The sequence below is a fragment of the Nocardiopsis quinghaiensis genome, assembly GCF_008638365.1.
In the GTDB taxonomy this organism is placed as follows: Bacteria; Actinomycetota; Actinomycetes; order Streptosporangiales; family Streptosporangiaceae; genus Nocardiopsis; species Nocardiopsis quinghaiensis.
Genome location: NZ_ML703341.1, coordinates 54042 through 78541, shown reverse-complemented (window position 1 = coordinate 78541; position 24500 = coordinate 54042). Strand labels below are relative to the sequence as shown.

General features: G+C 72.9%; 21 protein-coding genes. 15 read left to right on the top strand and 6 right to left on the bottom strand.

The window, feature by feature from the left end; all coding sequences use genetic code 11:
• Window positions 1–203: 203 nt before the first annotated feature.
• On the bottom strand, window positions 204–1049 hold the full coding sequence (locus FYX01_RS03985) for a helix-turn-helix transcriptional regulator (protein ID WP_394350431.1): 846 nt from the start codon (window positions 1047–1049) through the stop codon (window positions 204–206).
• A gap of 126 nt (window positions 1050–1175) precedes the next feature.
• The gene (gene paaK / locus FYX01_RS03980) at window positions 1176–2528 is read right to left on the bottom strand and encodes a phenylacetate--CoA ligase PaaK (protein ID WP_150237657.1); all 1353 of its coding nucleotides are present in this window, start codon (window positions 2526–2528) and stop codon (window positions 1176–1178) included.
• Window positions 2529–2769: 241 nt separating this feature from the next.
• Here paaK and FYX01_RS03975 point away from each other — a divergent pair, with 241 nt between their 5' ends.
• The 12 genes from FYX01_RS03975 to FYX01_RS03920 all read left to right on the top strand — a co-directional run bounded on the left by FYX01_RS03975 (window position 2770) and on the right by FYX01_RS03920 (window position 15826).
• Window positions 2770–4005, top strand: a complete 1236-nt coding sequence (locus tag FYX01_RS03975) for a thiolase family protein (RefSeq protein ID WP_150237654.1) — start codon at window positions 2770–2772, stop codon at window positions 4003–4005.
• Window positions 4002–4775: an enoyl-CoA hydratase/isomerase family protein gene (locus tag FYX01_RS03970; protein WP_150237652.1), complete on the top strand. Its 774-nt coding sequence runs from the start codon at window positions 4002–4004 to the stop codon at window positions 4773–4775. The genes FYX01_RS03975 and FYX01_RS03970 overlap by 4 nt, the downstream gene beginning before the upstream one ends.
• Window positions 4772–5677 (top strand): 3-hydroxyacyl-CoA dehydrogenase family protein, encoded by a 906-nt coding sequence (locus tag FYX01_RS03965; RefSeq protein ID WP_150237650.1) that lies wholly within the window; start codon window positions 4772–4774, stop codon window positions 5675–5677. The genes FYX01_RS03970 and FYX01_RS03965 overlap by 4 nt, the downstream gene beginning before the upstream one ends.
• A gap of 4 nt (window positions 5678–5681) precedes the next feature.
• Entirely contained in the window at window positions 5682–6494 is an 813-nt protein-coding gene (locus FYX01_RS03960; RefSeq protein WP_150237648.1) for an enoyl-CoA hydratase/isomerase family protein, read from the top strand.
• Between the two features lie 95 nt (window positions 6495–6589).
• Window positions 6590–7561 carry a 1,2-phenylacetyl-CoA epoxidase subunit PaaA gene (paaA, locus tag FYX01_RS03955; protein WP_150237646.1) on the top strand — a complete coding sequence of 324 codons (972 nt, stop codon included), beginning with the start codon at window positions 6590–6592 and terminating at the stop codon, window positions 7559–7561.
• Window positions 7558–7887: a 1,2-phenylacetyl-CoA epoxidase subunit PaaB gene (gene paaB / locus FYX01_RS03950; RefSeq protein WP_150237644.1), complete on the top strand. Its 330-nt coding sequence runs from the start codon at window positions 7558–7560 to the stop codon at window positions 7885–7887. Before paaA ends, paaB begins: the two co-directional genes overlap by 4 nt.
• Before the next feature lie 123 nt (window positions 7888–8010).
• Window positions 8011–8889 (top strand): 1,2-phenylacetyl-CoA epoxidase subunit PaaC, encoded by an 879-nt coding sequence (gene paaC, locus FYX01_RS03945; RefSeq protein WP_150237642.1) that lies wholly within the window; start codon window positions 8011–8013, stop codon window positions 8887–8889.
• A complete protein-coding gene (paaD, locus tag FYX01_RS03940; RefSeq protein WP_150237640.1) occupies window positions 8883–9416 on the top strand; it encodes a 1,2-phenylacetyl-CoA epoxidase subunit PaaD in 534 nt (177 codons plus the stop codon). Before paaC ends, paaD begins: the two co-directional genes overlap by 7 nt.
• 2 nt (window positions 9417–9418) lie before the next feature.
• Window positions 9419–10522: a 1,2-phenylacetyl-CoA epoxidase subunit PaaE gene (gene paaE, locus FYX01_RS03935; protein WP_150237637.1), complete on the top strand. Its 1104-nt coding sequence runs from the start codon at window positions 9419–9421 to the stop codon at window positions 10520–10522.
• Entirely contained in the window at window positions 10519–10926 is a 408-nt protein-coding gene (gene paaI, locus FYX01_RS03930) for a hydroxyphenylacetyl-CoA thioesterase PaaI (protein ID WP_077690522.1), read from the top strand. Before paaE ends, paaI begins: the two co-directional genes overlap by 4 nt.
• A gap of 240 nt (window positions 10927–11166) precedes the next feature.
• Window positions 11167–13311, top strand: a complete 2145-nt coding sequence (locus FYX01_RS03925; protein ID WP_150237635.1) for a LamG domain-containing protein — start codon at window positions 11167–11169, stop codon at window positions 13309–13311.
• A gap of 235 nt (window positions 13312–13546) precedes the next feature.
• The gene (locus tag FYX01_RS03920) at window positions 13547–15826 is read left to right on the top strand and encodes a serine/threonine-protein kinase (protein ID WP_150237633.1); all 2280 of its coding nucleotides are present in this window, start codon (window positions 13547–13549) and stop codon (window positions 15824–15826) included.
• 118 nt (window positions 15827–15944) lie between these two features.
• Here FYX01_RS03920 and FYX01_RS03915 read toward each other — a convergent pair whose 3' ends face one another.
• From FYX01_RS03915 to FYX01_RS03900, 4 genes are all read right to left on the bottom strand, one after another.
• Window positions 15945–17153, bottom strand: a complete 1209-nt coding sequence (locus FYX01_RS03915) for an MFS transporter (RefSeq protein WP_150237631.1) — start codon at window positions 17151–17153, stop codon at window positions 15945–15947.
• A 223-nt stretch (window positions 17154–17376) separates the two neighbouring features.
• The gene (locus FYX01_RS03910) at window positions 17377–18357 is read right to left on the bottom strand and encodes a LacI family DNA-binding transcriptional regulator (protein ID WP_394350432.1); all 981 of its coding nucleotides are present in this window, start codon (window positions 18355–18357) and stop codon (window positions 17377–17379) included.
• Window positions 18358–18417: 60 nt separating this feature from the next.
• Entirely contained in the window at window positions 18418–19221 is an 804-nt protein-coding gene (locus FYX01_RS03905) for an IclR family transcriptional regulator domain-containing protein (protein WP_150237682.1), read from the bottom strand.
• A gap of 77 nt (window positions 19222–19298) precedes the next feature.
• Complete coding sequence (locus FYX01_RS03900; protein ID WP_150237626.1) at window positions 19299–20741, bottom strand: amidohydrolase family protein; 1443 nt, start codon at window positions 20739–20741, stop codon at window positions 19299–19301.
• Between the two features lie 276 nt (window positions 20742–21017).
• Here FYX01_RS03900 and FYX01_RS03895 point away from each other — a divergent pair, with 276 nt between their 5' ends.
• From FYX01_RS03895 to FYX01_RS03885, 3 genes are read left to right on the top strand one after another with little or no spacing between them, the layout of a single operon-like run.
• On the top strand, window positions 21018–22232 hold the full coding sequence (locus tag FYX01_RS03895) for a CaiB/BaiF CoA transferase family protein (protein ID WP_150237624.1): 1215 nt from the start codon (window positions 21018–21020) through the stop codon (window positions 22230–22232).
• Complete coding sequence (locus FYX01_RS03890; protein ID WP_150237622.1) at window positions 22229–23092, top strand: citryl-CoA lyase; 864 nt, start codon at window positions 22229–22231, stop codon at window positions 23090–23092. Before FYX01_RS03895 ends, FYX01_RS03890 begins: the two co-directional genes overlap by 4 nt.
• Window positions 23093–23112: 20 nt before the next feature.
• Window positions 23113–23973 (top strand): dioxygenase family protein, encoded by an 861-nt coding sequence (locus tag FYX01_RS03885; protein ID WP_150237620.1) that lies wholly within the window; start codon window positions 23113–23115, stop codon window positions 23971–23973.
• The last annotated feature ends 527 nt before the right edge of the window (window positions 23974–24500 follow it).

Sequence of the window (24500 nt, the reverse complement as noted above, 5' to 3'; positions counted from 1 at the left end):
TGCGGCCCGGAGGGGAGCGGTCGGGCGGAGGGCGTGGAGGGGGTGCGCACGTCGACCCGACCGCGGCGATGCCGAGAGATTAGGTTTGCCTAACCGAATTTAGGGTGTCCTTGGTGAGTTCGCAATCACGTAGATGTGACACCTTTTGTAGCGAAACGGACAGGCATGGCAAGGCGGGGCCGGTCCGAGGGCCCGCGCGGCGCCTACTGGATTCCTGAGCGGAACCGTCCCGGGCTCAACCCCGTGACCCGCCGGAAGGCCACACCGAACGCGCTCGCGGAGTGGTAGCCCACGCGCACGGCGACCTCGTCGATCTCCTCTCCCCGCGCGAGCATCGCGACCGCGTGCTGCATGCGCGCGGTGGCCAGCCACTGGCTGAACCCGAGGCCGGTCTCGGAGCGGAACGCCCGTGTGACGGTGCGGGGACTCACACCGAGCCGCGCCGCCCACACGGCCAGGGTGGTGGCGTCGGCGGGATCCTCGCGCACGGCGGCGACGATGGGGGCCAGCAGCGGCGACCCGGGTACGCGCAGGATCAGCTCGTGCCGGGCGGGGGTGAGGAGGTCGAGCACCATCGCCTCCGTCCGCGAACGCGCGTCCGAGGTGAGGTCGTCGGCGTCGAGCCGGTCGAGCAAGAGGCGCAGGAGCGGCGTGACCTCCATCGCCACGGGCCTGTCGGAGATCGGCGGCACCGCGTGGACGCCGAACTGCGCGGCGCGGTGCCACGTTCCCGCGGGCGTCCAGCCGGAGTGGCGCGTACCGGCCGGGAGCCACAGGCCGACCGCGGGGGTGATCGTCCAGACCCGCGTGCCGATCGTCGCCGAGGACGCGCCCCGCTGGTTCCAGAGCAGCTCGTGCGTCGGGTGCGAGTGCTCCTCCCAGAACGTGTCCCGGGGGATGAGCTCGGTGCTGCTCATGACGACGAACGGTACGTCGATCTCACCGGCGGCGTAGAGGGGGAGTCTGCGGCTGTCGATCGCGCCGTCCCGCGACGACCCGGCGGCGTGCGGTCCGGCCGCCGGACCCGGTCGGATGTCGTGTGTGGGCACGTCAGCCAGGTTATGCGCTGATGGGAGGCCGTGACCGGGGCGGCCTGCCGGTCGCACATGGTGACGGCCGCCGCAGGGGGTCCTCTGTCCTCCCCACGACGGCCGTGACGCCTTCCGGGGCCCCGGTCAGTCCTTGGGCCGCTGGTCGATGATGCGGCGGAACTTGCCCACCGAGCGCTCGATCTGCTCGGGGTCGACCACGTCCACGCTCACGCTCACGCCCACCTTGTCCTTGACCGTGGCGACGATCTCCCTGCTCAGGGCCACACGGCGCTCGGGCGTGCAGTCCGGTGCGGCCTCGATGCGCACGGCCATGCGGTCCAGGCGGCCCTCCTTGGTGAGCACCAGCTGGAAGTGCGGGGCGAGTCCGTCCAGGCCCAGGACGATCTCCTCGATCTGGGTGGGGAAGACGTTGACGCCGCGCAGGATGATCATGTCGTCGCTGCGGCCGGTGACCTTGTCCATGCGGCGCATGGGGCGGGCGGTGCCCGGGCGCAGCGTGGTCAGGTCGCGGGTGCGGTAGCGGATGACGGGCATGGCCTGCTTGGTCAGCGAGGTGAAGACCAGTTCACCGTTCTCGCCGTCGGGCAGCACGGCCTGGGTGAGGGGGTCGAGCACCTCGGGGTAGAAGTGGTCCTCCCACACGTGCAGGCCGTCCTTGGTCTCCACGCACTCGTTGGCCACACCCGGGCCCATGACCTCCGACAGGCCGTAGATGTCCACGGCGTGGATGTCGAAGCGCTCCTCGATCTCGGTGCGCATCTTCTCGGTCCAGGGCTCGGCGCCGAAGATGCCGACCTTGAGCGAGGTACCACGCGGGTCGATTCCCTGATGCTCGAACTCGTCCAGCAGTGTCAGCATGTAGCTGGGGGTGATCATGATGACGTCGGGCTGGAAGTCCTGGATGAGCTGGACCTGCTTGGCGGTCTGGCCCCCGGATGCGGGGATGACCGTGCAGCCCAGCTTCTCGGCGCCGTAGTGGGCGCCCAGGCCGCCGGTGAAGAGGCCGTAGCCGTAGGAGACGTGCACCTTGTGGCCGGGTCGGCCGCCCGAGGCGCGGATGGAGCGGGCCACGACGTCGGCCCAGACGTCGATGTCCTCGCGGGTGTAGCCGACGACGGTGGGGCGGCCCGTGGTCCCGCTGGAGGCGTGGATGCGGCTGACCCTCTCCTGGGGGACGGCGAACATCCCGAAGGGGTAGCTGTCGCGCAGGTCGGCCTTGGTGGTGTGCGGGAAGTGGCGCAGGTCCTCGAGTTCCCTGAGGTCCTCGGGCCGCACTCCGGCCTCGTCGAACTTCTTCCGGTACAGGGGCACGTTGGCGTAGGCGTGCTCCAGGGTCCCTCGGAGGCGCTTGAGCTGCAGGGCGCGCAGCTCGTCGACACTCATGCGCTCGGCCGGGTCCAGGAGTTCGGGCGAGGGGGCCTGCCCCAGGCGGGGAGCCGCGTCGGCCGTCCGCATGGTGGTGTCGTGGCTTGCCATGGGCCTCTCCATGTGCTGTGCGCGGGACCCGCCAGGAGTGGTCCTGGAGGAGGTGGGCGGGCGTGTGCGCGGGGTATGGGCGGGTGCGGTCCGTCGCGGAGCGGACCGACTTGCTTACTGACCGAACGTTCGGTTACTAATGCATTAACGCAGTCTCCGGGCAGCCGTGTCAAGGAGGAGTGTCGATGAGTTCACAGGTGGCGGTGGCCCCGATCACCGCCGTTAACATGGGAGGCCGCACGTGAGCGAGGTCTACTTGGTCGACGGGGTGCGAACCCCCCAGGGCCGCTACGGCGGTGCCCTGGCAGCGGTGCGCCCCGACGACCTGGCCGCCACGGCCGTGGCCGAGGCGGTCCGCCGTGCGGGCGTTCCCGGCGAGGTCGTGGACGAGGTCATCCTCGGCGCGGCCAACCAGGCCGGTGAGGACAACCGCAACGTGGCCCGCATGGCGGCACTGCTGGCCGGGCTCGACCCGAGCGTTCCGGGCTACACCGTCAACCGGCTGTGCGCCAGCGGTCTGACCGCCGTGGCCTCGGCCGCCCAGGCCATCCGCGCGGGCGAGGCCGACGTGGTGGTCGCGGGCGGCGTGGAGTCCATGACCCGCGCCCCCTGGGTGATGGCCAAGCCCGGCACCCCCTGGGCCAAGCCGGGCGAGGTCGCCGACACCTCCCTGGGGTGGCGCTTCACCAACCCGCGTTTCGCGGAGGCCGACGCCCAGGCTCCGGACGGCGCCTCCCCCGACGAGTTGCGCTACACCCTGTCGATGGGGGAGACGGCCGAGGAGGTCGCGCGCCTGGAGGGCCTCACCCGGCAGGAGTGCGACGCCTTCGCCCTGCGCAGCCACGAGCGCGCGGTCGCGGCCGCCGAGGCGAGCCGCTTCGACGCCGAGACCGTCCCGGTCACCGTGCACGGCCGCAGGGGCCAGACCCACGAGGTCGCCGCCGACGAGGGCCCGCGCCCGGGATCGACCATGGAGAGCCTGGGCAGGCTGCGCCCGGTCTTTCGCGAGGGCGGCATCGTCACCGCGGGCAACTCCTCCTCGCTCTCCGACGGCGCCTCGGCCCTGGTGCTGGCCAGCGCCGAGGCCGTGCGCGACCACGGTCTGACCCCCCGCGCCCGTGTGGTGGCCTCCGCCTCGGCGGGTGTGGCCCCGCAGGTCATGGGCCTGGGGCCGGTCCCGGCCACCCGCAAGGTGCTCGACCGGGCGGGGTGGGACCTGGACGGGATCGGTGCCGTGGAGCTCAACGAGGCCTTCGCCGCCCAGTCCCTGGCCGTGATGCGCCGGCTCAAGCTGGACGAGGCCCGTGTCAACGCCGACGGCGGCGCCATCGCTCTGGGCCACCCGCTGGGCAGTTCGGGCGCGCGCATCCTGGTCACGCTGCTCAACCGCATGGAGCGCGAGGACGCCGCCCGGGGCCTGGCCACCCTGTGCGTGGGCGTGGGACAGGGCACCGCGCTGCTGGTGGAGCGCCCGTGACCGAGCACTCCGACACCGAACACCGCGACACCGAAGGGTTCGCCACGCTGAACGTCGACTGGCGTGAGGACCGCGTGGTGGTGGAACTGCACCGCCCCGAGGCACGCAACGCCATCAACGGGCGGATGATCGCCGAGCTGCACCGGGTGTGCGAGCGGATCGAGGCCGATCCCAGGCCGCTGCTGCTCACCGGGCACGGCACCGTGTTCGCGGGCGGCGCCGACATCTCCGAGCTGCGCGAACGCGGCCGGGAGGAGGCGCTGGCCGGGATCAACAGCCGCCTGTTCGAGCGCCTGCACCGCCTGCGGGCGCCCACCGTGGCGGCCGTGGACGGCTACGCGCTGGGCGGCGGCGCCGAGCTGTCCTACGCATGCGACATCCGCGTCGTCACCCCCACCGCCGTGTTCGCCCAGCCCGAGCCGGGCCTGGGCATCATCGCCGGCGCGGGTGCGTGCTGGCGGCTGCGGGAACTGGTCGGGGCCTCGGTCGCCAAGCAGGTGCTGCTGGGCGGCTACCGCCTGGACGCCGAGGCCGCGCTGCGCCACGGCCTGGCCGCCGAGGTCGTGCCCTCCGAGGAACTGCGCGAGCGCGCCCACGCCCTGATCGACCGCATGGCCGCCTCCTCCGCGCTGGCCCTGCGCATGACCAAGATGGTCCTGGACGCCGACGGCCCGCACCCGCTGGCCGACGACCTGACCCAGGCGGTGCTGTTCGAGAGCGCCGACAAGCACGACCGGATGACCCGTTTCCTGGAGAGGAAGAAGCGTTGAGCCCCACCGAGCACGGCCCCGCAGAGCAGGGCGTCGACGAGCAGGGCGTTCCCGCCACCGTCGCCGTCATCGGCGGCGGCACCATGGGGGCCGGGATCGTCCAGCAGTTCCTCACCAGCGGTGCGGACGTGGTGCTGGTCGAGGCCACCGATGAGGCGGCCGAGGCCGGTCGCGCCCGGGTGTCGGCCGGTCTGGACAAGGCCAGCCGGCGCGGCAGGATCGACGCCGACCCCGCCTCCTACCTGGCCCGGCTGAGCACGGTCACCGACGCCGCCGGCATCCCCGTCGACGCGGGGCTGGTCGTGGAGGCCGTGCCAGAGAAGCCCGAGCTGAAGATCGCGGTGCTCACCGCCGCCGAGGCCGCCGTCGGCGAGGACACCGTCCTGGCCTCCAACACCAGCTCGCTGTCGGTCACCGAGCTGGCCGCCGCCCTCAAGCACCCCCGGCGCTTCCTGGGCACGCACTTCTTCAACCCCGTGCCCGCCTCCAAGCTCGTGGAGCTGGTGGCCGCCCCCGAGACCGACGACGAGGTCGTGGCGTCGGTGCGCGGCTGGGTCGGAGCCCTGGGCAAGACCGAGGTCGTGGTCAGGGACGCCCCCGGGTTCGCCACCAGCCGCCTGGGTGTCACGCTGGGCCTGGAGGCCATCCGCATGGTGGAGGAGGGCGTGGCCTCGCCCGCCGACATCGACACCGCCATGGAGCTGGGCTACCGCCACCCCATGGGCCCGCTGCGCCTGACCGACCTGGTGGGGCTGGACGTGCGCCTGGCCATCGCCGAGTACCTGGCCGCCGAACTGGGGGACCGGTTCACCCCGCCGGAGCTGCTGCGACGTATGGTCGCCGAGGGAAAGCTGGGCCGTAAGAGCGGTCAGGGCTTCCACACCTGGGACGAGGAGAGGTAGAGAGTTGAGCGAGGACACTGCGGCCGAGCAGCAGGACCCGAGGGCGGCGGAGTTCAGCGAGGCCGACGGGCTGGCCACGGTGCGGCTGAACACGCCCGGCCTGACCCGGCGGGTCAAGGAGGAGCTGCTGGCCGCGCTGCGCCAGGCAGCGGAGTCCACCACCGCCCGCGCCGTACTGCTGCTGGGTTCGGACAGGGCCTTCTGCGTGGGCCAGGACCTGGGCGAGCACGCTCGGACGCTGGAGGACAAGCCGCAGGACGCCCTGGGCACCGTGCGCGAGCACTACAACCGCATCGTGCTGGCGCTGGAGGACATCCAGGTGCCGGTCGTGGTCGGCATCGGAGGGGCCTGCGTGGGCGCGGGACTGGGCTTCGCGCTGGCCGGCGACGTGCGGGTCGCGGCGCGCCGGGCCAAGTTCGGCACCGCCTTCACCGGGATCGGCCTGGCCTCGGACTCGGGGCTGGCCCACCGCCTGGTGACCGCGCTGGGACAGGCACGGGCCATGGAGCTGATGCTGCTGAGCACGGTCTTCGACGCCGAGCGCGCCCTGGAGCTGGGCCTGGTCACCGAGGTCGTGGACGACGACGCCTGGGCCGAGCGCGCCCGCGAGACGGCCCTGCAGCTGGCGTCGGGTCCCACCAGCGCGTTCGTGGCGGCCAAGCGGGAGGTGCGCTCGGCGGCCCAGGGCGGTCGCGAGCTGCCCGAGCTGCTGGAGGAGGAGGCCGACCTGCAGAACCAGCTGGGGCAGACGGCCGACCACGTGGGCGCGGTCCGCGCCTTCCTGAACAAGGAGAAGCCGACCTTCACCGGCAGCTAACCGGTCCTTCCCCCGCTCGGGGACTTGCCCGGGCGGGGGATTCCGGGGATACTAATTACTGACCGAACGTTCGGTTATGAATGGGGAAGAAGCCAATGACCACGCAGACGGCCCAGGCGCCCCCCGGCGCCGACCTGGACCTGCAGGCGGAGTTCGACGCCAAGGTCGCAGCCGACCGGCGCATCGAGCCGCGCGACTGGATGCCCGAGGGCTACCGCAGGACGCTCGTGCGCCAGGTCTCCCAGCACGCGCACTCGGAGATCATCGGCATGCAGCCCGAGGGCGACTGGATCGCCTCAGCGCCCAGCCTGCGCCGCAAGGCCATCCTGCTGGCCAAGGTCCAGGACGAGGCCGGGCACGGCCTGTACCTGTACGCGGCCGCCGAGACCCTGGGCGTGGACCGCGCCGACCTGACCCAGCGCCTCATCGAGGGCCGCCAGAAGTACTCCTCGATCTTCAACTACCCCTCCCTGACCTTCGCCGACGTCGGCGTCATCGGCTGGCTCGTGGACGGCGCCGCCATCTGCAACCAGGTCCCGCTGTGCCGCAGCTCCTTCGGCCCCTACGCCCGCGCCATGGTGCGCATCTGCAAGGAGGAGTCCTTCCACCAGCGCCAGGGCTACGAGCTGCTCATGCGCATGATGGAGGGCACCGGGGAGCAGCGCCGCATGGTCCAGGACTCCGTGGACCGCTGGTGGTGGCCGTCGCTGATGATGTTCGGCCCGCCCGACGCCGAGTCGCCCAACACCCAGCAGTCCATGGCCTGGCGCATCAAGCGCGACACCAACGACGACCTGCGCCAGAAGTTCGTCGACATGACCGTCCCCCAGGCCGAGAAGCTGGGCGTCACCCTGCCCGACCCCGAGTTGGTCTGGAACGAGGGGCGTGGCCACCACGACTTCGGCGAGCCCGACTGGACCGAGTTCAAGCAGGTCGTCTCCGGTGCCGGCCCCAAGAACGCCGAACGCGTCGAGCGCCGCCGGGCCGCACACGAGAAGGGCGCGTGGGTCCGCGAGGCCGCCACCGCCTACGCCGACAAGCACAGCGCCAAGGAGGCCGCGGCATGAGCGAGGACACCAACGCCACCGGCGGATCCGGCTCCGGGGCTCCGCGCCCCGAGTGGCCGCTCTACGAGGTCTTCGTGCGCGGCAAGCGCGGCCTCAACCACGTCCACGTGGGCTCCCTGCACGCCCCGGACGACACCATGGCGCTGCACAACGCCCGCAACCTCTACACCCGCCGCAACGAGGGCGTCAGCATCTGGGTGGTGCGGGCCGAGCACATCGCCGCCTCCAGCCCCGACGAGAAGGACCCCTACTTCGCGCCCAGCGGTGACAAGGTCTACCGGCACCCGACGTTCTACCCCATCCCCGAGGACGTCCCGCACATCTAGGACGTGCGCGGTGGACACCGCCCAGCCCTTGGGCGTCGCTCGGACACGGGGCGGAGCGGAGCGGAGCCCCCGAAGAACGCGATGGCAGGACCAGCGCGAACACGAGGCCAAAGGAAACGACCAATGAGTGGCGACCACATCTATTCGGTCCTGGGCGAGGAGCACGGCGGCGACACCCGCTGGGCCTTCGGGACCGGCTTCACCGACGCCCTCTCCGGGGTGGACACCACCCTGCCCGGGGGAGTGGACGGCCAGGACCTGGCGCTGTACTGCCAGATGCTCGGCGACGACGCGCTCGTGCAGGCCCAGAGGCTCGTCCACTGGGTCACCGACGCACCCGAGCTGGAGGAGGAGGTCGCGCTGGCCAACATCGCCCTGGACCTGCTCGGCCAGGCCCGTCTGCTGCTGGCCCGTGCCGGACAGGCCGACGGCACCGGGCGCGACGAGGACGACTTCGCCTACCGGCGCGGCTCCGCCGAGTTCCGCAACGTCCGCCTGGCCGAGGCTCCCCGGGGGGACTTCGCCCGCGCGGTGGTCACCCTGCTCGTACTCTCCAGCGCGCGCCTGGCCGTGTTCACCCGCCTGGCCGACAGCCGCGACCCCGTGCTCGCCGCCATCGCCGCCAAGGCCGTCAACGAGCTCGCCTACCACCGCGAGTACGCCCTCTCCTGGACCCTGCGCCTGGGCGACGGCACCCCCTACTCGCACGAGCGCACGGTCGCCGCCGTCGCCGACCTGTGGCCGTTCACCGGGGAGCTGTTCGCCACCCACCCCGTGGAGGCCCGCATGGCCGCGCAGGGGGTGGGCGCGGACCCGGCCGACGTGCGCGAGGAGGTGCACGCCGTCCTGACCCAGGTACTCACCACCGCCACCCTGGACGCCCCCGCGCCCTTCCCCGAGGCGGCCGTGGCCGGACGCGAGGGCAGGCACACCCCAGAACTCGACCCCCTGCTGGACGAACTCCAGAAGGTGGCCCGCGAGCACCCGGAGGCGACATGGTGACCACGGCCCGTGACAGAGCCCGGGAGGAGGCCCGCGAGCGCGCCCGGTCGGCGGCCGCCGCGGTGACCGACCCCGAACTGCCCATGCTCACCCTGGCCGACCTGGGCATCCTGCGCCGGGTTGAGGCCGGGCCCGACGGCACCGCCACGGTGTGGATCACCCCCACCTACTCGGGGTGCCCCGCCCTGACCGAGATGCGCGTGGACGTGGACCGCGCCGTGCGCGCCGCCGGCTTCGACCGGGTGGAGGTGCGCACCGAGCTGTCCCCGCCCTGGACCACCGACTGGATCACCGACGAGGGCAGGCGCAAGCTCGCCGAGCACGGCATCTCCCCACCCGGGACCGCGCCCCCGCGCGCGGCCGGTCCCGTCCCGCTGACCCTGTTGCCCACCCGTACCGTCCCGCGCTGCCCGCTGTGCGGGTCGGATCGGACCGAGGAGCTGTCCCGCTTCGGCGCGACCTCCTGCAAGTCGCTGCACCGCTGCCGGTCCTGCCTCGAACCTTTCGAGCACGTCAAGGAGATATGACCGTGACCACACCCGTCACCGAGACCGCGCCCGGGGCCGCGCGCCGCCGAGGCGCGTTCCACCGGCTGCGCGTGGCCGCCGTCGAGCGCCTGTGCGACGACGCCGTCGCCGTCACCTTCGACGTCCCCGACCACCTGGCCGAGGAGTTCGCGTTCGCCCCCGGGCAGTCGTTGACCCTGCGCCGCGAGGTGGACGGGGTGGAGGAGCGGCGCAGCTACTCCGTGTGCGCCCCCGTCGGCCAGGCCCCCCGCGTGGGCGTACGCCTGGTCTCCGGCGGCCTGTTCTCCAGCTGGCTGGTCAACGAGGTCCGGCCGGGCGACGAGGTCGAGGTGGGCGCGCCCACCGGCCGGTTCGTCCCCGACCTGGGCACCGCCGCCCGCCACGTGATGGTCGCCGCCGGATCCGGGATCACCCCGGTGCTGTCCATGGCCTCCTCGGTGCTGCGCCGCACCGACTCCCACGTCGTCCTGCTCTACGGCAACCGCCGCAGCGACACGGTGATGTTCGCCGACGAGATCGCCGACCTCAAGGACGCCTTCGGGGCGCGCTTCGAACTGGTGCACGTGCTCTCCCGGGAGCCGCGCGAGGCCGAGCTGTTCACCGGGCGCCTGGACGGCGCCAAGCTGGAGGCGCTGCTGGACACGCTCGTGGCCGCCGACGCCGTCGACCACTGGTGGCTGTGCGGGCCCTACGGCATGGTCACCGACGCCCAGGAGGTGCTGGCCCGTCGGGGCGTGCCCGGCGAGCGGGTGCACCAGGAGCTGTTCTTCGTGGAGGGCGCGGAGCCGCCGCCCCAGGCGCACCACGAGGAGCCCGGGGTGGAGGGGCCCTCCAGCGAGGTCACCGTCGTCCTGGACGGGCGCACCACCACCCTGACCCTGCCGCGGGGGGTTCCCGTGCTGGACTCGGCGCAGCGCTACCGCCCCGACGCGCCCTTCGCCTGCAAGGGCGGGGTGTGCGGCACATGCCGGGTCAGGGTCTGCGAGGGCGAGGTGCGGATGCGGCGCAACTACGCGCTCACCGACGCCGAGGTGGAGGCGGGGTACGCCCTGTCCTGCCAGTCGCTGCCCCAGACCGACACCGTGACCGTGGACTTCGACTCGTGAGCGGGCGCAACGAGGCCGCCTGGCGGATGTTCGAGGCCGACCGGGCGTCCAAGAACCTCGGAATGCGCCTGGTGGAGGCCACCGACGGACTGGCGGTCGTGGAGATGACCGTGGGGCCCCTGATGGTCAACGGACACGGCATCGCCCACGGCGGGTTCGTGTTCACCCTGGCCGACACCGCGTTCGCGTGCGCGTGCAACGTGGACGGGCAGGGGGTGACGGTGGCCTCCGGGGCGGACGTGACGTTCGTGGCCGCCGCCCACGAGGGCGACCTGCTGGTGGCCACCGCCAGGGAGCGGACGCTGTTCGGCCGCAGCGGCCTGTACGACGTCACGGTGCGCCGCGGCGAGGAGGTCGTCGCCGAGTTCCGCGGTCGCAGCCGCACCCTGCCCCAGCGAGGCTGAGGGGCGCGGTGCCGACCGGCGCGGGGCCGGGTCCGTCGAGAACGGGCCCGGCCCCGTTTCGCGTTTCTGGGACCCGGTGTCCACAACCGGCCATCCGTGTTCGGGATGAGGTCACAACGGGTGCGCGTTTTTTGCGCGAAAAGCGAAGCTTGTGGCTTATATGAGCGCAAAGATAGGTTTTTCCCGTTCATGTCCTGCCCGTCCACGAGGCGGAAATCGACTAGACAGGTAGTCCCCCTCATGCGTCACCCCCTGACCGGTTCGACGGTGGTCGCGGCCACCGCCGCACTGGTCCTGCCGCTCCTCTCCCCGTCCCCGGCACTCGCCGACGACAACCGCCCGCCGGACCGGCCCGACGCCGCCACGCTCACCGCGCGGGGAGAGGCGTGCTCCACCGACAAGCAGGTCCCCACCCTGCTCAACGACACCACACTCACTCTGAGCGGTCTCTTCGCCGACCCCGACGCCGAGACGGCGCCCCAGGAGGTCAAGGGCCAGTTCGAGTGGAGCCTGGACGGCGCCGACCAACCCCTCGGTACCGCGGAGTCCCCCTACATCTGGCAGCGCCCGGACAACACCCCCAGGATCCTGTCGGCCAGCGCCGGGGACCTGCCCGAGGAGGTCCTGGTCAGCTACCGGGCGCGCGGCCACGACGGCCAGGCCGGGGGCGAGTGGTCCGACTGGTGCTGGATCGAGATCAGCACCAGCAGGCCCGAGGCGCCGCCGCAGGTCACCTCCGAGGACTACCCCGACGACGACCGCTTCCACGGCGCTCCGCTACAGGCGGGGGACTTCACCTTCACCGGCAACGGGGTGGAGGACGCGGTGGCCTACTACCACGACGCCGGCAGCGGCGGCTCCTGCACCACCCGGGTGGACCCCGACGAGCCGGGTGGATCGGTCACCGTCTCGATCACGCCGAAGGACGACGGCCCCCGGTCGGTCTACGCCAGAAGCGTCGACGCCTACGGCAACTCCTCGGACTGCGAATTGGTGTACTCCTTCCTGGTCGCCCCGTTGGCGGACCCCGTCGCCTACTTCCCGCTGAACGAGGGGGAGGGAACGAGCGCCTCGGACCTCCTGGAACAGGGCCGGACCGCTGCGGGAACCGGGGACGTCGGCTGGACCCGGGGCCGGGTGGGCGAACGCCGGGGCGGCGGTTACCGGCTGGAGGGAGCGGCCGTGGACACCGCGGACGGACACCTGCGCACCGAAGCGGCGGTCGTGGACACCTCCGCCGCGTTCACCGTGTCGGCCTGGGTCCGTCTGGACGGGACCGGCTCCGACGCCGTGGCCGTCTCCCAGGACGGAGAGCACCTCAGCGGTTTCCAACTCGGCTACGACGCCTCCGAGGAGGCCTGGTTCTTCCAGCAGGCCTCCCAGGACGCCCCCGGGACCGGGTTCGACCACCGCGTGGCCTCGACCGCTCCCGTTCAGGCGGGGGTGTGGACCCAGCTGATCGGACAGCACGACCCGGCCACCGGGGAGATGGCCCTCTACGTGGACGGCGTCCGCCAGGGAGGCGCCGACCGGGGCCCGTCGTGGAGCGCCGAAGGGCCGTTCGTCATCGGAGGCGGCCAGGAACAGGGCGCCTTCGCACGGGGATGGCCGGGAGCGGTCGACGACGTGAAGGTGTGGAGCCGTCTCCTCATCGACGAGGACACGCACCTCACCTGGTCCGACAGGTCCGAGGTGTGGGAGACCGCCAACCAGCCCCTCGCCCCGGAGGGCTCGTGGCGGCTGGAGGAGAGCGACGGTGCGGCCGCCACCGACAGCTCCGACCACGGCCTCGACGCGACACTGCACGGCGACCCCGACACCGTGTGGAACGGAGCGCTCAACGACTGGCTCTTCACACCCGCGGTCCTCCTCGACGGAGCCGAACAGGAGCACCTGCGCACGGACGGGGCGGCACTGCGCACCGACCGCAGCTTCACCGCCTCCGCGTGGGTGCGCCTGGACGACGGCACCGCCGACGCCGTCGCGCTCTCCCAGAGCGGGGAGCACACCAGCGGCTTCGCTCTGGGCTATGACGCCGAGCTGGGGGGATGGGTCTTCGAGACGGCCGTCGAGGACGTCCAGGGTGAGGAGGAGGTACACCGCGTCACCTCCACCGTCGGCGCGCGTATGGGGGAGTGGGTCCACCTGATCGGGACCTACGATCACACCGACGGCACGCTGACCCTCTACGTCGACGGTTCCCGTGAGGGAACCGCGGCGAGTGGGGGTGCGTGGCACGCCGAAGGCGACGTGGTCATCGGCGCGGCCGGACACGCCGACGGGGTCGGCCGATCCTGGACGGGTGCGCTCGGGAGCGTCCACGTCTTCCAGGGCGTTGCGCTCAAGGACGACCTGAGCAGGCTCCAAATCGGTTACCTGCCGTAGGGGAGAGACGTGCCGGCCGTGCGGGCGCGGTCGGCCGGCACCGGGCCGTGCCCGGTCCTCCTTGCCGTGACAGGCGCGGGGCCGGGTCCGTCGAGAACGGGCCCGGCCCCTCTCGCGTGCCCCGGGAGCCCCGCCTCTCCCGACCTGCACCGTCGTGGGAGAGGTGGGAACGCTTTCGGACCGCGGGACGTCCCATTCTTCGTCATCCCCCTGACGGACGAGTGCGAAGGCCCCCATGAGCATCACTCCATCCCCCGGTCCCCCTCCCGCAGATCCCCTGCCGACAGGGCTCAAACCCCTGGAGAGGGGCGACCCGCGCAGACTGGGCCCCTACCGGCTCGTGGGCAGGATCGGTGCGGGCGGCATGGGCGCCGTCTACGGCGGACTCGACGAGAGCGGACGGTGCGTGGCCGTCAAGACCGTGCACGCCAAGTTCGCGCGCAGGCGCGCCTACCGCGAGGCGTTCGCCCGCGAGGTGGACATGCTCTCCCGCGCCCGGGGGGTGAGCACCGCGCACCTGCACGCCGCCGACGTCACCGCCCGCGTGCCCTGGCTGGCCTTCGACTACGTCCCCGGCCGGGACCTGCGCTCCCACGTGCGCGAGTTCGGCCCCCTGCGGGGGGAGATGCTGCGTGCGTTCGCGGCGGGAACCGCCGAGGGCCTGGCCGCGCTGCACGCGGCCGGGATCGCGCACCGCGACATCAAACCGGGCAACGTCATCCTCTCCCCGGACGGCCCCAAGATCGTCGACTTCGGTATCGCCACCACCATCGGCACCCGGCGTGCCACCGACCGGGGCGCCTCCTACGGCACCCCGGGCTGGGTGGCGCCCGAACGCTACGCCGGGGCGAGCGCCGCACCGGCCGCCGACGTGTTCGCCTGGGGCGCCCTGGTGGCGCTCGCGGCCACCGGCCGCGACCCCTTCGGCCGCGGCACCCCCGAGGAGCTGAGCCAGAGGGTCAGAACCGGGCACCACGACATGGAAGGGGTTCCGGAAGACCTGCGTCCCCTGGTGGAGCGCGCCCTGTCCACCGACCCCGACCAGCGGCCGAGCGCGGTGGAGCTCATGGGCGCCCTGCTGCTCCCGCCCGCCGAGGCCGGTGTGGACGGGCGCGGTCGCGCGGTCCCGGCCGCCGAGACACTGCGCGTCCTGCTGCGCGACTACTGGCGCGGTGTCGACGCCGCCGGACACGATCCCACCAGGTGGGCGGCCGCCGTGGGCATGGTCTCGGCGGCCGGCCTCGCCGGAGGCCTGCTCGGCGGCGCGGGAACCGGAGCGGGCACGGGGGTGGGCGCGGGGGCGGGCACGGGAGCGGGTTCCGCCGGGGGAGCGGCCGCGGGGTCGGGGGGCACGGCGGGTCTCGCCACCGGTACCACCACGGCCAGCGCCACGGGCGGGACCCTCAGCGCGATCGCGGGCTCCAAGGCGACGATCGCCGGCGTGGGCGTGCTGGTCACCGCGGGAGTGGCCACCGGCGGATACGTCGTCTACGACCAGGTCCAGGGCGCTCCGGCGGAGGCGGTCACCGCCGCCGCGACCAGTCTGGAGGAGGGCGACGGCTTCGTGGTCGAGGTCGAGCGCCGCTTCGCCGACGCGCACGCCGAGGAGGTCGCCGCGCGGACCGGGCAGTCCGTCGAGGCGGTGCTGGAGGAGAGCCGGGCCACCGTCGAGTACCGTTACGCGGCCGACCAGGACACCTTCCTCGTGCACGGAGAGGTGATGGGGCAGGGCTCCGTCGCGGCGGCCGACAGCGGCGGGCGACTGTACGTGTACGGGCCCGCGCTGGAGGAGGGCGAGGCCTCCCAACCGGCCACCCCCGCTTGGGAGGCCACCGCGGAGGACCTCGGCCCCGGCCTGGTCACCGGGCCCCTGCGTGGGATGGCCGAGTCCGGGGACCTGGAGGAGGGCGGCTCCGGGGACGGAGCGGACAGCCGTGTCTACACCGGCCCGCTCACCTCCAGGCTGGTGGTGGACGGGGAGGTGGTGGAGGAGGCCGCGCGGGGCCTGGTCGAGCTCGGCGCCGGAGGCGAGCCGGTGCGGATGGAGTACACCGGCGCGCTCTGGGAGGTGCGGGCCGACTTCACCGAGACGGGCGGCTCCGTGGAGGTGGTCGACCCGCAGCAGGGACCGGAGCTCGGCGGCGAGCGGCTGGAGGTGCTCCACGCGCCCGTCTGCGGTGAGACGGAGCTCTACGAGCGCGGCTGGCGGGTGCGCGCGGACGCCTGGGAGATGAGCTGCGATCGCGCCATGGAGGTGGCGGGACTTCTGGGAACCGAGAGCGAACGGGTGGAGACCCCCATCGGGTACGCCGGCACCGGCGCGGTCACCTACTTCGTGGACCGGGAGATGACGTGTACGGGGGTGAGGGAGTTCGTGCCGGAACTGCCGGGGGCGAGTTCCCCCTGGTCCCTGGTCGACTGCGAGCCCGCGGCCTCCGCCGGTGAGACGGATCTGGGATGGGAGGAACTCGATTTCGAGCCCTCCACGCTCATCCGGTTCCTCCGAGTGGACTAGCCGCGCGACCGCGAGGGCGCCCGGCCGGCACCGCCACCGCCGGGACGTCCCTCGCCCGGCACCGGCGTCCTAGCGCGGAGGAGCGCTCCTCCCCGCAGAGGCGCCGTGCCGGAGCGGTTCACGGAAGGGTGCTGAACTCCGGGGCCTCGGTCCCGGCCACGGACGCCCGGGCGCCCCGGCCCCGTCCCGGACGGTCCAGCAGGCCCGCCACCACCGCGATGCCCAGGCCCACCACGGCCAGGACCGCGCCGATGGCGGCCGGGGAGGTGTACCCCAGGCCGGCGCCGATCCCGACACCGCCCAGCCACGCCCCGGCGGCGTTGGCCAGGTTGAACGCCGAGTGGTTCGAGGTCGCGGCCATGGTCGGCGCCTGGGCGGCCTTGTTCATCACCAGCACCTGGAGCGGGGTGGCCACACCGAACCCCACCGCGCCCAGGACCAGCACCGTCACCGCCGCCGTCCAGGGGTTGTGCACGGTCACCGTGAACACCACCAGCACCACGGCCAGGGAGGCGAGCGCCCCGTAGATCGTGGGACGCAGCGCACGGTCGGCCAGAGGGCCGATGACCAGTGACCCGAGTGTCATACCGGTCCCGAACAGGGCCAGGACGATGGGCACGCCGGAGGCGGACATGCCCGCCAGTTCGGTCATCATCGGCGAGACGTAGCTGTAGACGGCGAAGACCCCGGCGAACCCGAAGACCGCCGTGACCAGGCCGAGGACGACCTGGGAGCGGCCCAGTTCGCGGACCTCGTGGCGCAGGCCCGTCCCGGGAGGCGAGGGCTGGCGCGGCACGAAGGCCGCGATGCCGACCATCGCGAGCAGGGCGATCCCGACCACGACCAGGAACGCCGCGCGCCAGCCCATGGCCTGTCCCAGGAACGTGCCCGCGGGCACGCCGACGATGTTGGCCACGGTCAGGCCCAGGAACATCCGTGAGACCCCCGTCGCCCGTCGCCCCGGACCGGCGATGTGCGCCGCGACCAGCGACCCCACCCCCAGGTAGGCGCCGTGGGGCAGCCCGGCCAGGACCCGCGAGGCGAACACGGTCCCGAAGGACGGGGCCAGCACGGTGGCGAGGTTGCCCGCGAGGAAGAGCCCCATGAAGACGAGCAGGACCGTCTTGCGGGGCAGCCGCGTACTCAGCGCGGTGAGCAGGGGAGCGCCGACCACGACGCCCAGGGCGTAGGCGGAGATGAGGTATCCGGCGGTCGGGACCGGAACGCCGAGGTCGGTGGCGACCTCGGGCAGCAGCCCCATGATGACGAACTCGGTGGTGCCGATGGCGAACGCGCCGACGGCGAGGGCGAGCAGGGCCAGAGGCATGGCGGGTCCCCTTCGGAGATGGGCCGGGGGCGCGGGTGCCGGGCGCCGTGAGCGGGTCGGCTGCCCGGGGTGTCCGGTCCATGGGATGCCGGACGACAGCGGAGGGTGATTTAGCACGTGCTAACTCCAGTGTCGGCCCCCTCCGGCACGAATCCAACCGTTCCGCCGTGTGATCTGCCTCCCTGATGTGACCGGCGCCGGCGGTTCCAGCGGTGCCGGCCCCTCAGCGCGGGGGAGCGGTGCTGTCCCGTACCGTGAGGGAGGGCTCCAGCAGCAGGTGGCGGCTACGGGTACGGCCCCCGTCGAGCCGCTCGGCCGCCGCGCGTACCGCCAGCCGCGCCATGTGCTCGGCGTCCTGGCGCACCGACGTCAGCCGCAGGAAGGACAGCTGCGCGGTCCGGCTGTCGTCGTATCCCACCACCGACACGTCCCCGGGCACGCTCACCCCGGCGCGGACCAGGGTCGCCAGCAGCCCGAACGCGCACAGGTCGTTGGCCGCGACCACGGCGGTGGGCAGGGATTCCCGGGCCAGGAGGCGTCGGGCCGCCCGCGCACCCGCCTCCTCGGAGTAGTCGCCGGGCAGGACCTCGACCCGGTCGCCCAGGCCGTGCTCGCGCATCGCCTCGGTGTAGCCCCGCGCGCGCTGCTCGGCGCCCGGAAGGCCGCCCCCGTCGACGTGGGCGATCGCGCGGTGCCCCAGCCCGGTCAGGTGCTCGACGGCCTGGCGGACACCGTCGGCGTCGTCGGTGCGCACACTGTCGGTGCCCTCCGCGCCGGTGCGCTGGCCGATCTCCACCACGGGGATCCGCTCGGCCACCCGGGCCAGGTCCGCGGGCGCCTCGGCGGACAGGCCGATCAGGAGCAGCGCCTCGCAGCGCAGCCCCATCAGCTCGCCGATCGCCTCGCGTTCGCTGCGGGTGCTGGCCATCGCGCTCAGCACCACGCCGTACCCCAGGTCGGCGGTGGCCGGATAGAGCGCCTCGACCAGGTGGGCGTCCATGGGGTACCCCATGCCGAAGAGCACGCCCACCTGCCTGCTGCGCGCCCGGCGCAGCAGCCGCGCGGCCGTGTCCGCCTGGTAGCCGAGTTCCTCGGCGGCCCGCAGGACCCGTTCGCGGGTCCGCGCGCTCGGACCGGGGCGCTCGCCCAGCACCAGTGAGACGAGCTGGCGGGAGACCCCCACGTGCGCGGCCACGTCGGCCATCGTCGGGTGCCGTGCGGACCGGGCGCCCGACTCGCTCTCGGACATCGCGTCCTCCCTGTCCTAGGGGATGCGGGTCACCTGCGGGACGGACTCCAGGCGTGCGACGTCGGCGCCGATCTCGCCCGCCGCGTGCAGCAGCAGGGGCAGGTGGTGGTGGGTGAGGTGTTCCAGCGGTGTCTCGGCGGCGTGGGTGTTGACGTTGATCGCGGCGAACACCCGGCCCCGTCCGTCCCGCAGCGGTGCGGCGACCGAGCGGATGCCCCGGGCCAGGTGCTCGTCGGTCAGCGCCCATCCCCGGGCGCGGACCTCGCGCAGGACGGCGTCGCGCTCCCCGCAGTCGGGCCGCCACAGCGGCACGAGTCCCGACCTGCTGGGTTCGGCCAGCACGCGGTCGACGTCCTCGCTCTCCAGGGCGGCCAGCAGGACCTTGCCCAGCGAGGTCTGCAGCGCGGGGAAGCGGGTGCCGATCTGCACGTCCAGCGTCACGATCTTGGGCACCGCGACACGGGCGACGTAGACGATGTCCGACCCGTCGAGCTGGGCGACGGAGCACGACTCGCCGGTGCGCTCGGACAGCTCCTCCAGGTGGGGGCGGGCCAAGTCCCAGAGGCCGGTCGAGCGCACGTAGGCCACGCCCAGCTCCAGCACGCGCGGGGTCAGGGAGTAGCCCGCCCTGCCCGAGCGCACATAGCCCATCTCCCGCAGGGTGATCAGGATCCGCCGTGCGGTGGGCCGGGCCAGCCCGGTGGCCTTGGCCACCTCGGCCAGGGTCATCGTCGGCTGGTGTGGCTGGAAGGCCCGGATCACGTCCAACCCCCGGGCCAGCGCCTCGATGAAGTCGGGTCCGGCGCCCTCGCGTGGCATGGTCACCCCCGTCGGTGTCGTGGAAGCGTCAGCATATCCGGCGTGTGTCCGGACAGCGGACAGCCCGACACCGGCGTTCAGCGGCCATGGGTGCCCGCGTCGCGGTAGTCGGTGTAGGTGTAGGGGTTGTCGAGGACCTTCGACTCGGGGATGTCGGGGTTCATCCCCGCGGCCCACTCCCGCTCGCCGACGGCCGTTCGCAGGTGCTCGACGGTGGCCTCCACGTTCCGTCGCACGGACGCCAGGTCCACGTCGACCAGCCGGTGCTCGTGTTTGACCACCCGGCCGTCGACCAGGACGGTGTGCACGTCGCCGCGCTGGGCCTGGAAGGCCACGTGGCCGTAGGGGTTGAGCACGGGGAACGACACGGGTGAGGCGTCGTTGCGGATCAGCACCAGGTCGGCCTTGCACCCGGGGGCGACGCGGCCCAGGTCGTCGCGGTCCAGCGCGGCGGCCCCGCCCCGGGTGGCCCACCCCACCACCTGGTCGGCGCGCAGGGCGGAGTGGGTGACGGTGTCCCCGTTCCGCTGGGCCTCCATGTGCTCGCGGCAGCGGTCGGCGCCCAGGGTGGTGCGCATGGCGCTGAACAGGTCGCCGCTCCACCACACGCTGCTGTCCATCGACAGCGACACCGGGATGCCGTGTTCGCGGATCGTCCAGGTGGGCGGGTAGCCCTGCCCGGCGCTCTGCTCGCTCTCGGTGGACACCGACACCGAACCGCCGGTGGCGGCGATGCGCTGGTAGGAGTCCTGTGACAGGGAGGCGGCGTGCACGTACACCGTCTCCGGCCCCATGAACCCGTGCTCGTACATGAGCCGGATGCCGTCGTCGCCGGTGGCGCCCCACACCCCGGCGTGGGTGGTGACGGCCAGCCCCAGGTCACGGGCGGCCTCGAAGGCGGGCTTCTCGGGGAACTCCGGGTCGCCGGTGACGTCGAAGGCGATCTGCACGTCGAGCAGGTCCCCTCCCCGGTGGCGCTCGACGAAGGAGCGGAACTCCGGCGCGGTGGCCCATTCGGCGGGTGCCCGCTGGATGTTGCCGTAGGCCAGGACGTGGCGTCCGGGCACCGAGCGCAGCGCGTCCGCGGCCGCGTCGGCGTGCTCGGGGGTCTGCAGGCCGTGCGACCAGTCCACGACGGTGGTGACCCCGGCGTCGAGTGCCTCGACGGCGGCGAGCGTGTTGCCCGAGTGCACGTCGGCGGGGCGGAAGTGCTTGCCGTGCTCCAGGTAGTACCAGACGAAGTACTGGGTCAGGGTCCAGTCCGCGCCGTAGCCGCGCATGGCGGTCTGCCACATGTGCCGGTGGGTGTCGATCATGCCGGGCATGACCAGGCCGCCGGCCGCGTCGATCTCGGCGGTGCCCTCGGGGACCGCGAGGTCCCGGCCCACGGCGGCCACGCGGTCGCCGACGACCAGGACGTCGGTGTCGTTCAGGACGGTACGCGCGTCGTCCATGGGCAGCACCGTGCCGCCGCGCAGGACCACCGGGCGGCCCGGGGCGAAATCGCTGTGCTTGTTCAAGGGGGCTCCTCGTCGTGAGCGCCTCGCTGACCGGTTCTCGCGCTGTTCGTCCTTATACGGACGATGGTCCGCTACGTGGTCGCGATGACGGACTCTACCTTTGGGGAGGCCGTCGTCCCTGTCAAGGGAGGGAGTGGAGGATCCTGGTTTCGGCTCCGGGGTACTTGCCCGGGAGGGCCGACTGGCCTGTTCGCGGGGGTTGACGCGGGGAAGGGGCGGGTACAGGATTGCCTCAGCGGACGTATGTCCGCTATACGGACATTGAAGAGGTGAGGCATGCTGGGGGACCCACACGCACGGGCCGGGGCCACGGGCGGGAACACCGCTGCTCCGACCGGGCCGCTGGCCGGGCTGTTGGTGGCGGACTTCTCCCGGATCCTGGCCGGGCCCTACGCCACCATGCTGCTGGCCGACCTGGGCGCCGAGGTGGTCAAGGTGGAGAGCCCCACGGGGGACGACACGCGCTCGTGGAAACCGCCCGTGCGCGGCGACGTGTCCACCTACTACCTGGGTGTGAACCGCAACAAGCGCTCCGTCGCCCTGGACCTGCGCCGGGAGGAGGACGCGGAGGCCGCCCGCGAACTCGCCCGCCGCGCCGACGTGGTGATCGAGAACTTCCGCCCCGGCGGGCTGGCGCGCTTCGGGTTGGACCACGACAGCGTCCGGGTCGCCAACGCCGGCGTGGTCTACTGCTCCATCACCGGTTTCGGCACCGGTGCGGGCCGCGACGTCCCCGGCTACGACCTCATGGTGCAGGCGGTCTCCGGGCTCATGAGCCTGACCGGGGACCCGGACGGACCGCCCTACCGCGCGGGTATCTCGGTGTTCGACGTCATGGCGGGCAACCACGCGGCCATCGGCATCCTCGCCGCGCTGCGCCACCGCGACGCCACGGGCGAGGGCCAGCGGGTCGAGGTCAACCTGCTGTCCTCGGCGCTGACCGGACTGGTCAACCACAGCTCCGCCTACGTGGCGGGCGGAACCGTGCCGCTGCGCATGGGCAACGCCCACCCCAGCGTGTTCCCCTACGAACCCCTGCCGACCGCTGACGACGACCTCATCGTCACCGCGGCCAACGACCGCCAGTTCCGGTCCCTGTGCGAGGTGCTGGGCGTCGCCGAGGCCGCCGACGACGAGCGCTTCGCCACGAACGCCGCCCGCACCGCCAACCGCGCCGAACTGCGCCCGATCCTGGTCGGGCGGCTGGCCCGGCGGGGCGCGCTGGAGTGGTTCGACCTGCTCGTGGCCGCAGGAGTGCCCTGCGGGCCGATCCAGACCATCGACGGCGGGTTCGCCATGGCCGAGCGCTTCGATCTGGACCCGGTGGTGGAGGTCGGCGAGGGGGAGCGCGCGGTCCCCACCACACGCAACCCGATCCGCTTCTCCGCCACCCCCGCCTCCTACCGGCTTCCCCCGCCCGACCTGGACGAGCACGGCGCGGACCTGCGCGCGTGGCTGGCCGGGCCCGAACAGCGAGAGGACCGAGCATGAGCGAGCACCGCGGACAGCCCGAGGACTCCGGTGCGGAGACGGACCCGCACGGCACCGGTTACCCCACCGCCCTGGGAGCCTCCAGCCCCACCGCCATCACCCTGCTGGGCCAGGACCTGGCCGAGGACGTCATGGGCAAGGTGGGATTCGGGGAACTCGCCTTCTGGCTGGCCACCCAGCGCCGCCCCGGCCGCGGCGAGACCCGTGTCTTCGAGGCCGTGCTCGCCGCGCTGGCCGACCACGGGTTCACCCCCACCGCCATCGTGACGCGCCTGACCTACCTGTCCGCGCCGGACTCGATCCAGGGCGCGCTGGCCGCGGGCCTGCTCGGCGGGGGGTCGCGCTTCCTGGGCGTCACCGAGGACACCGGACGCTTCCTGCACGGGGTGCTGCGCTCCCTGGACGGCGACCTGCCCGGCGACGACGCCTCCTGGGACGGGGTCGCGCTGCGCACGGTCCGGGCAGAGCGCGAGGCGGGCCGCTTCGTGCCCGGCCTCGGCCACCACGTGCACAAGCAGGGTGATCCGCGTACCCCCGCGCTCATGCGCATCGCCCGCGAGGAGGACCTGTTCGGCCCGCACCTGTCCCTCTTCGAGGCGATCGGACGCGTCCACCCCGAGGTCCTCGGCAAGAGGCTGCCGCTCAACGGCGCCGGAGTGTGCGGCGCGGCCCTGGCCGACCTGGGGCTGCCCATCGAACTCCTGCGCGGCTTCGCCCTTCTGGCCCGTACCGCGGGGCTGGTCGGCCAACTCGCCGAGGAGCTGCGCGAGCCCGTCGCCAACGACGTCTTCCTGTCGGTGGACCTCAACAACCGGCCCGTCGACCCCACCCCCTACACACCCGATCCACTGACCCCCTGAACCGCTGGAGGACGATTCCCATGGCGTTCGTGACCGAGGAGAACCTGACCGACCTGGCCGTCGAGCGCTGGGGAAGCGCCCACGACCCCCGCACCGCCCGGCTGATGACCGCGCTGGTGCGCCACCTGCACGCCTTCGCCCGTGAGGTCGAACTGACCGAGGACGAGTGGGCGGCCGCGGTCGAGTGGCTGACCGCCACCGGGCAGGCCTGCGACGACAAGCGCCAGGAGTTCATCCTGGCCTCGGACGTGCTCGGGCTGAGCACACTGGTGGTGCAGCTCAACAACCGCTTCTCCGGGGACGCCACCCCGGCGACCGTGCTGGGCCCCTTCCACATCGACGGCTCACCGGAGGCCGGGTTCGGCCACGACATGTCCGAGGGGATCGAGGGCACGCCCCTGTACGTCACCGGCCGCGTCACCGACACTGACGGCGTGCCCGTGGCCGGGGCGGTCCTGGACGTGTGGCAGGCCGACGCCGAGGGTGCCTACGAGGCGCAGTTGGAGGTGGACGAGGCGCGGCTGCGCGCCAAGTACCGCACACGCGAGGACGGCACCTACTGCCTGCGCACCATCGCGCCGCTCGGCTACACCATCCCCCTGGACGGTCCGGTCGGCGACCTGGTCGGGCGCACCGACATCAGCCCGTACCGCCCCGCGCACATCCACTTCCTGATCGACGAGCCCGGCCACGCCCGACTCATCACCCACCTGTTCCGAGAGGGGGCGGACTTCCTCGCCACGGACGTGGTCTTCGGGACCAAGGACGCCCTGGTCGTCTCCTTCACGGAGCACCCCGCGGGACCGGCACCGGACGGGAGCGCGTGCGATCGCCCCTATCTGCGCGCCGAGTACGACTTCGTGCTGGACCGCCGCGACTGACGCGCGCAGCCGGGAGGTGCCCGAAGGAGAAGCGTCCGGGGGCGCGCGGCCTTGGCCGCGCGCCCCCGGACATGGCTGTGGCCCACGTCCCCCAACGCGGGCCACAGCGGGCGCGGCCAGTGTGCACTGAGTGCGGTCTGGCCGCTGGGAAGGCGGATGCAGCGTATGGATACGTGTTGGAAACCCCCATTACCAACACGAGCGCGTGCATCCGCGCATGGATTGTGGTGAGCGCCTCTCAGGCCTTCGATCGGGGTCGTCGGGGTTTGGTCCTGGGCGCTTCATCTGAGAGAACGCTTCGTATGAGTGAGGTGTTCCCACTGTACGGACCGATTTTCGGATCGTCCGGTAAAAAGCAGGTGCGGACTGTGCATCCTCTCCTCAAGCTCCTGCCCACACTCCGTCCGAGGAAACGGTTCCCGGGGCGGGGAAACCCACCCCGTGGCGGGCCCCCCGGCCCGGGGGGCGCCCCCGGCGGGGGCGCGCGCCCCCCGGGGCGGGCGCCCCCCCCCCCCGGGGCCGGGGGG

Bases quoted from the DNA above. Each gene is read 5' to 3' on its own strand.
- FYX01_RS03890 (WP_150237622.1), top strand. From the start codon at position 22,229: ATGAGCGAGCACCGCGGACAGCCCGAGGACTCCGGTGCGGAGACGGAC.
- paaK (WP_150237657.1), bottom strand. From the start codon at position 2,528: ATGGCAAGCCACGACACCACCATGCGGACGGCCGACGCGGCTCCCCGC.
- FYX01_RS03895 (WP_150237624.1), top strand. From the start codon at position 21,018: ATGCTGGGGGACCCACACGCACGGGCCGGGGCCACGGGCGGGAACACC.
- FYX01_RS03885 (WP_150237620.1), top strand. From the start codon at position 23,113: ATGGCGTTCGTGACCGAGGAGAACCTGACCGACCTGGCCGTCGAGCGC.
- paaA (WP_150237646.1), top strand. From the start codon at position 6,590: ATGACCACGCAGACGGCCCAGGCGCCCCCCGGCGCCGACCTGGACCTG.
- FYX01_RS03910 (WP_394350432.1), bottom strand. From the start codon at position 18,357: ATGGCCGACGTGGCCGCGCACGTGGGGGTCTCCCGCCAGCTCGTCTCA.
- FYX01_RS03920 (WP_150237633.1), top strand. From the start codon at position 13,547: ATGAGCATCACTCCATCCCCCGGTCCCCCTCCCGCAGATCCCCTGCCG.
- paaB (WP_150237644.1), top strand. From the start codon at position 7,558: ATGAGCGAGGACACCAACGCCACCGGCGGATCCGGCTCCGGGGCTCCG.
- paaC (WP_150237642.1), top strand. From the start codon at position 8,011: ATGAGTGGCGACCACATCTATTCGGTCCTGGGCGAGGAGCACGGCGGC.
- FYX01_RS03925 (WP_150237635.1), top strand. From the start codon at position 11,167: ATGCGTCACCCCCTGACCGGTTCGACGGTGGTCGCGGCCACCGCCGCA.
- FYX01_RS03915 (WP_150237631.1), bottom strand. From the start codon at position 17,153: ATGCCTCTGGCCCTGCTCGCCCTCGCCGTCGGCGCGTTCGCCATCGGC.
- paaD (WP_150237640.1), top strand. From the start codon at position 8,883: ATGGTGACCACGGCCCGTGACAGAGCCCGGGAGGAGGCCCGCGAGCGC.
- FYX01_RS03905 (WP_150237682.1), bottom strand. From the start codon at position 19,221: ATGCCACGCGAGGGCGCCGGACCCGACTTCATCGAGGCGCTGGCCCGG.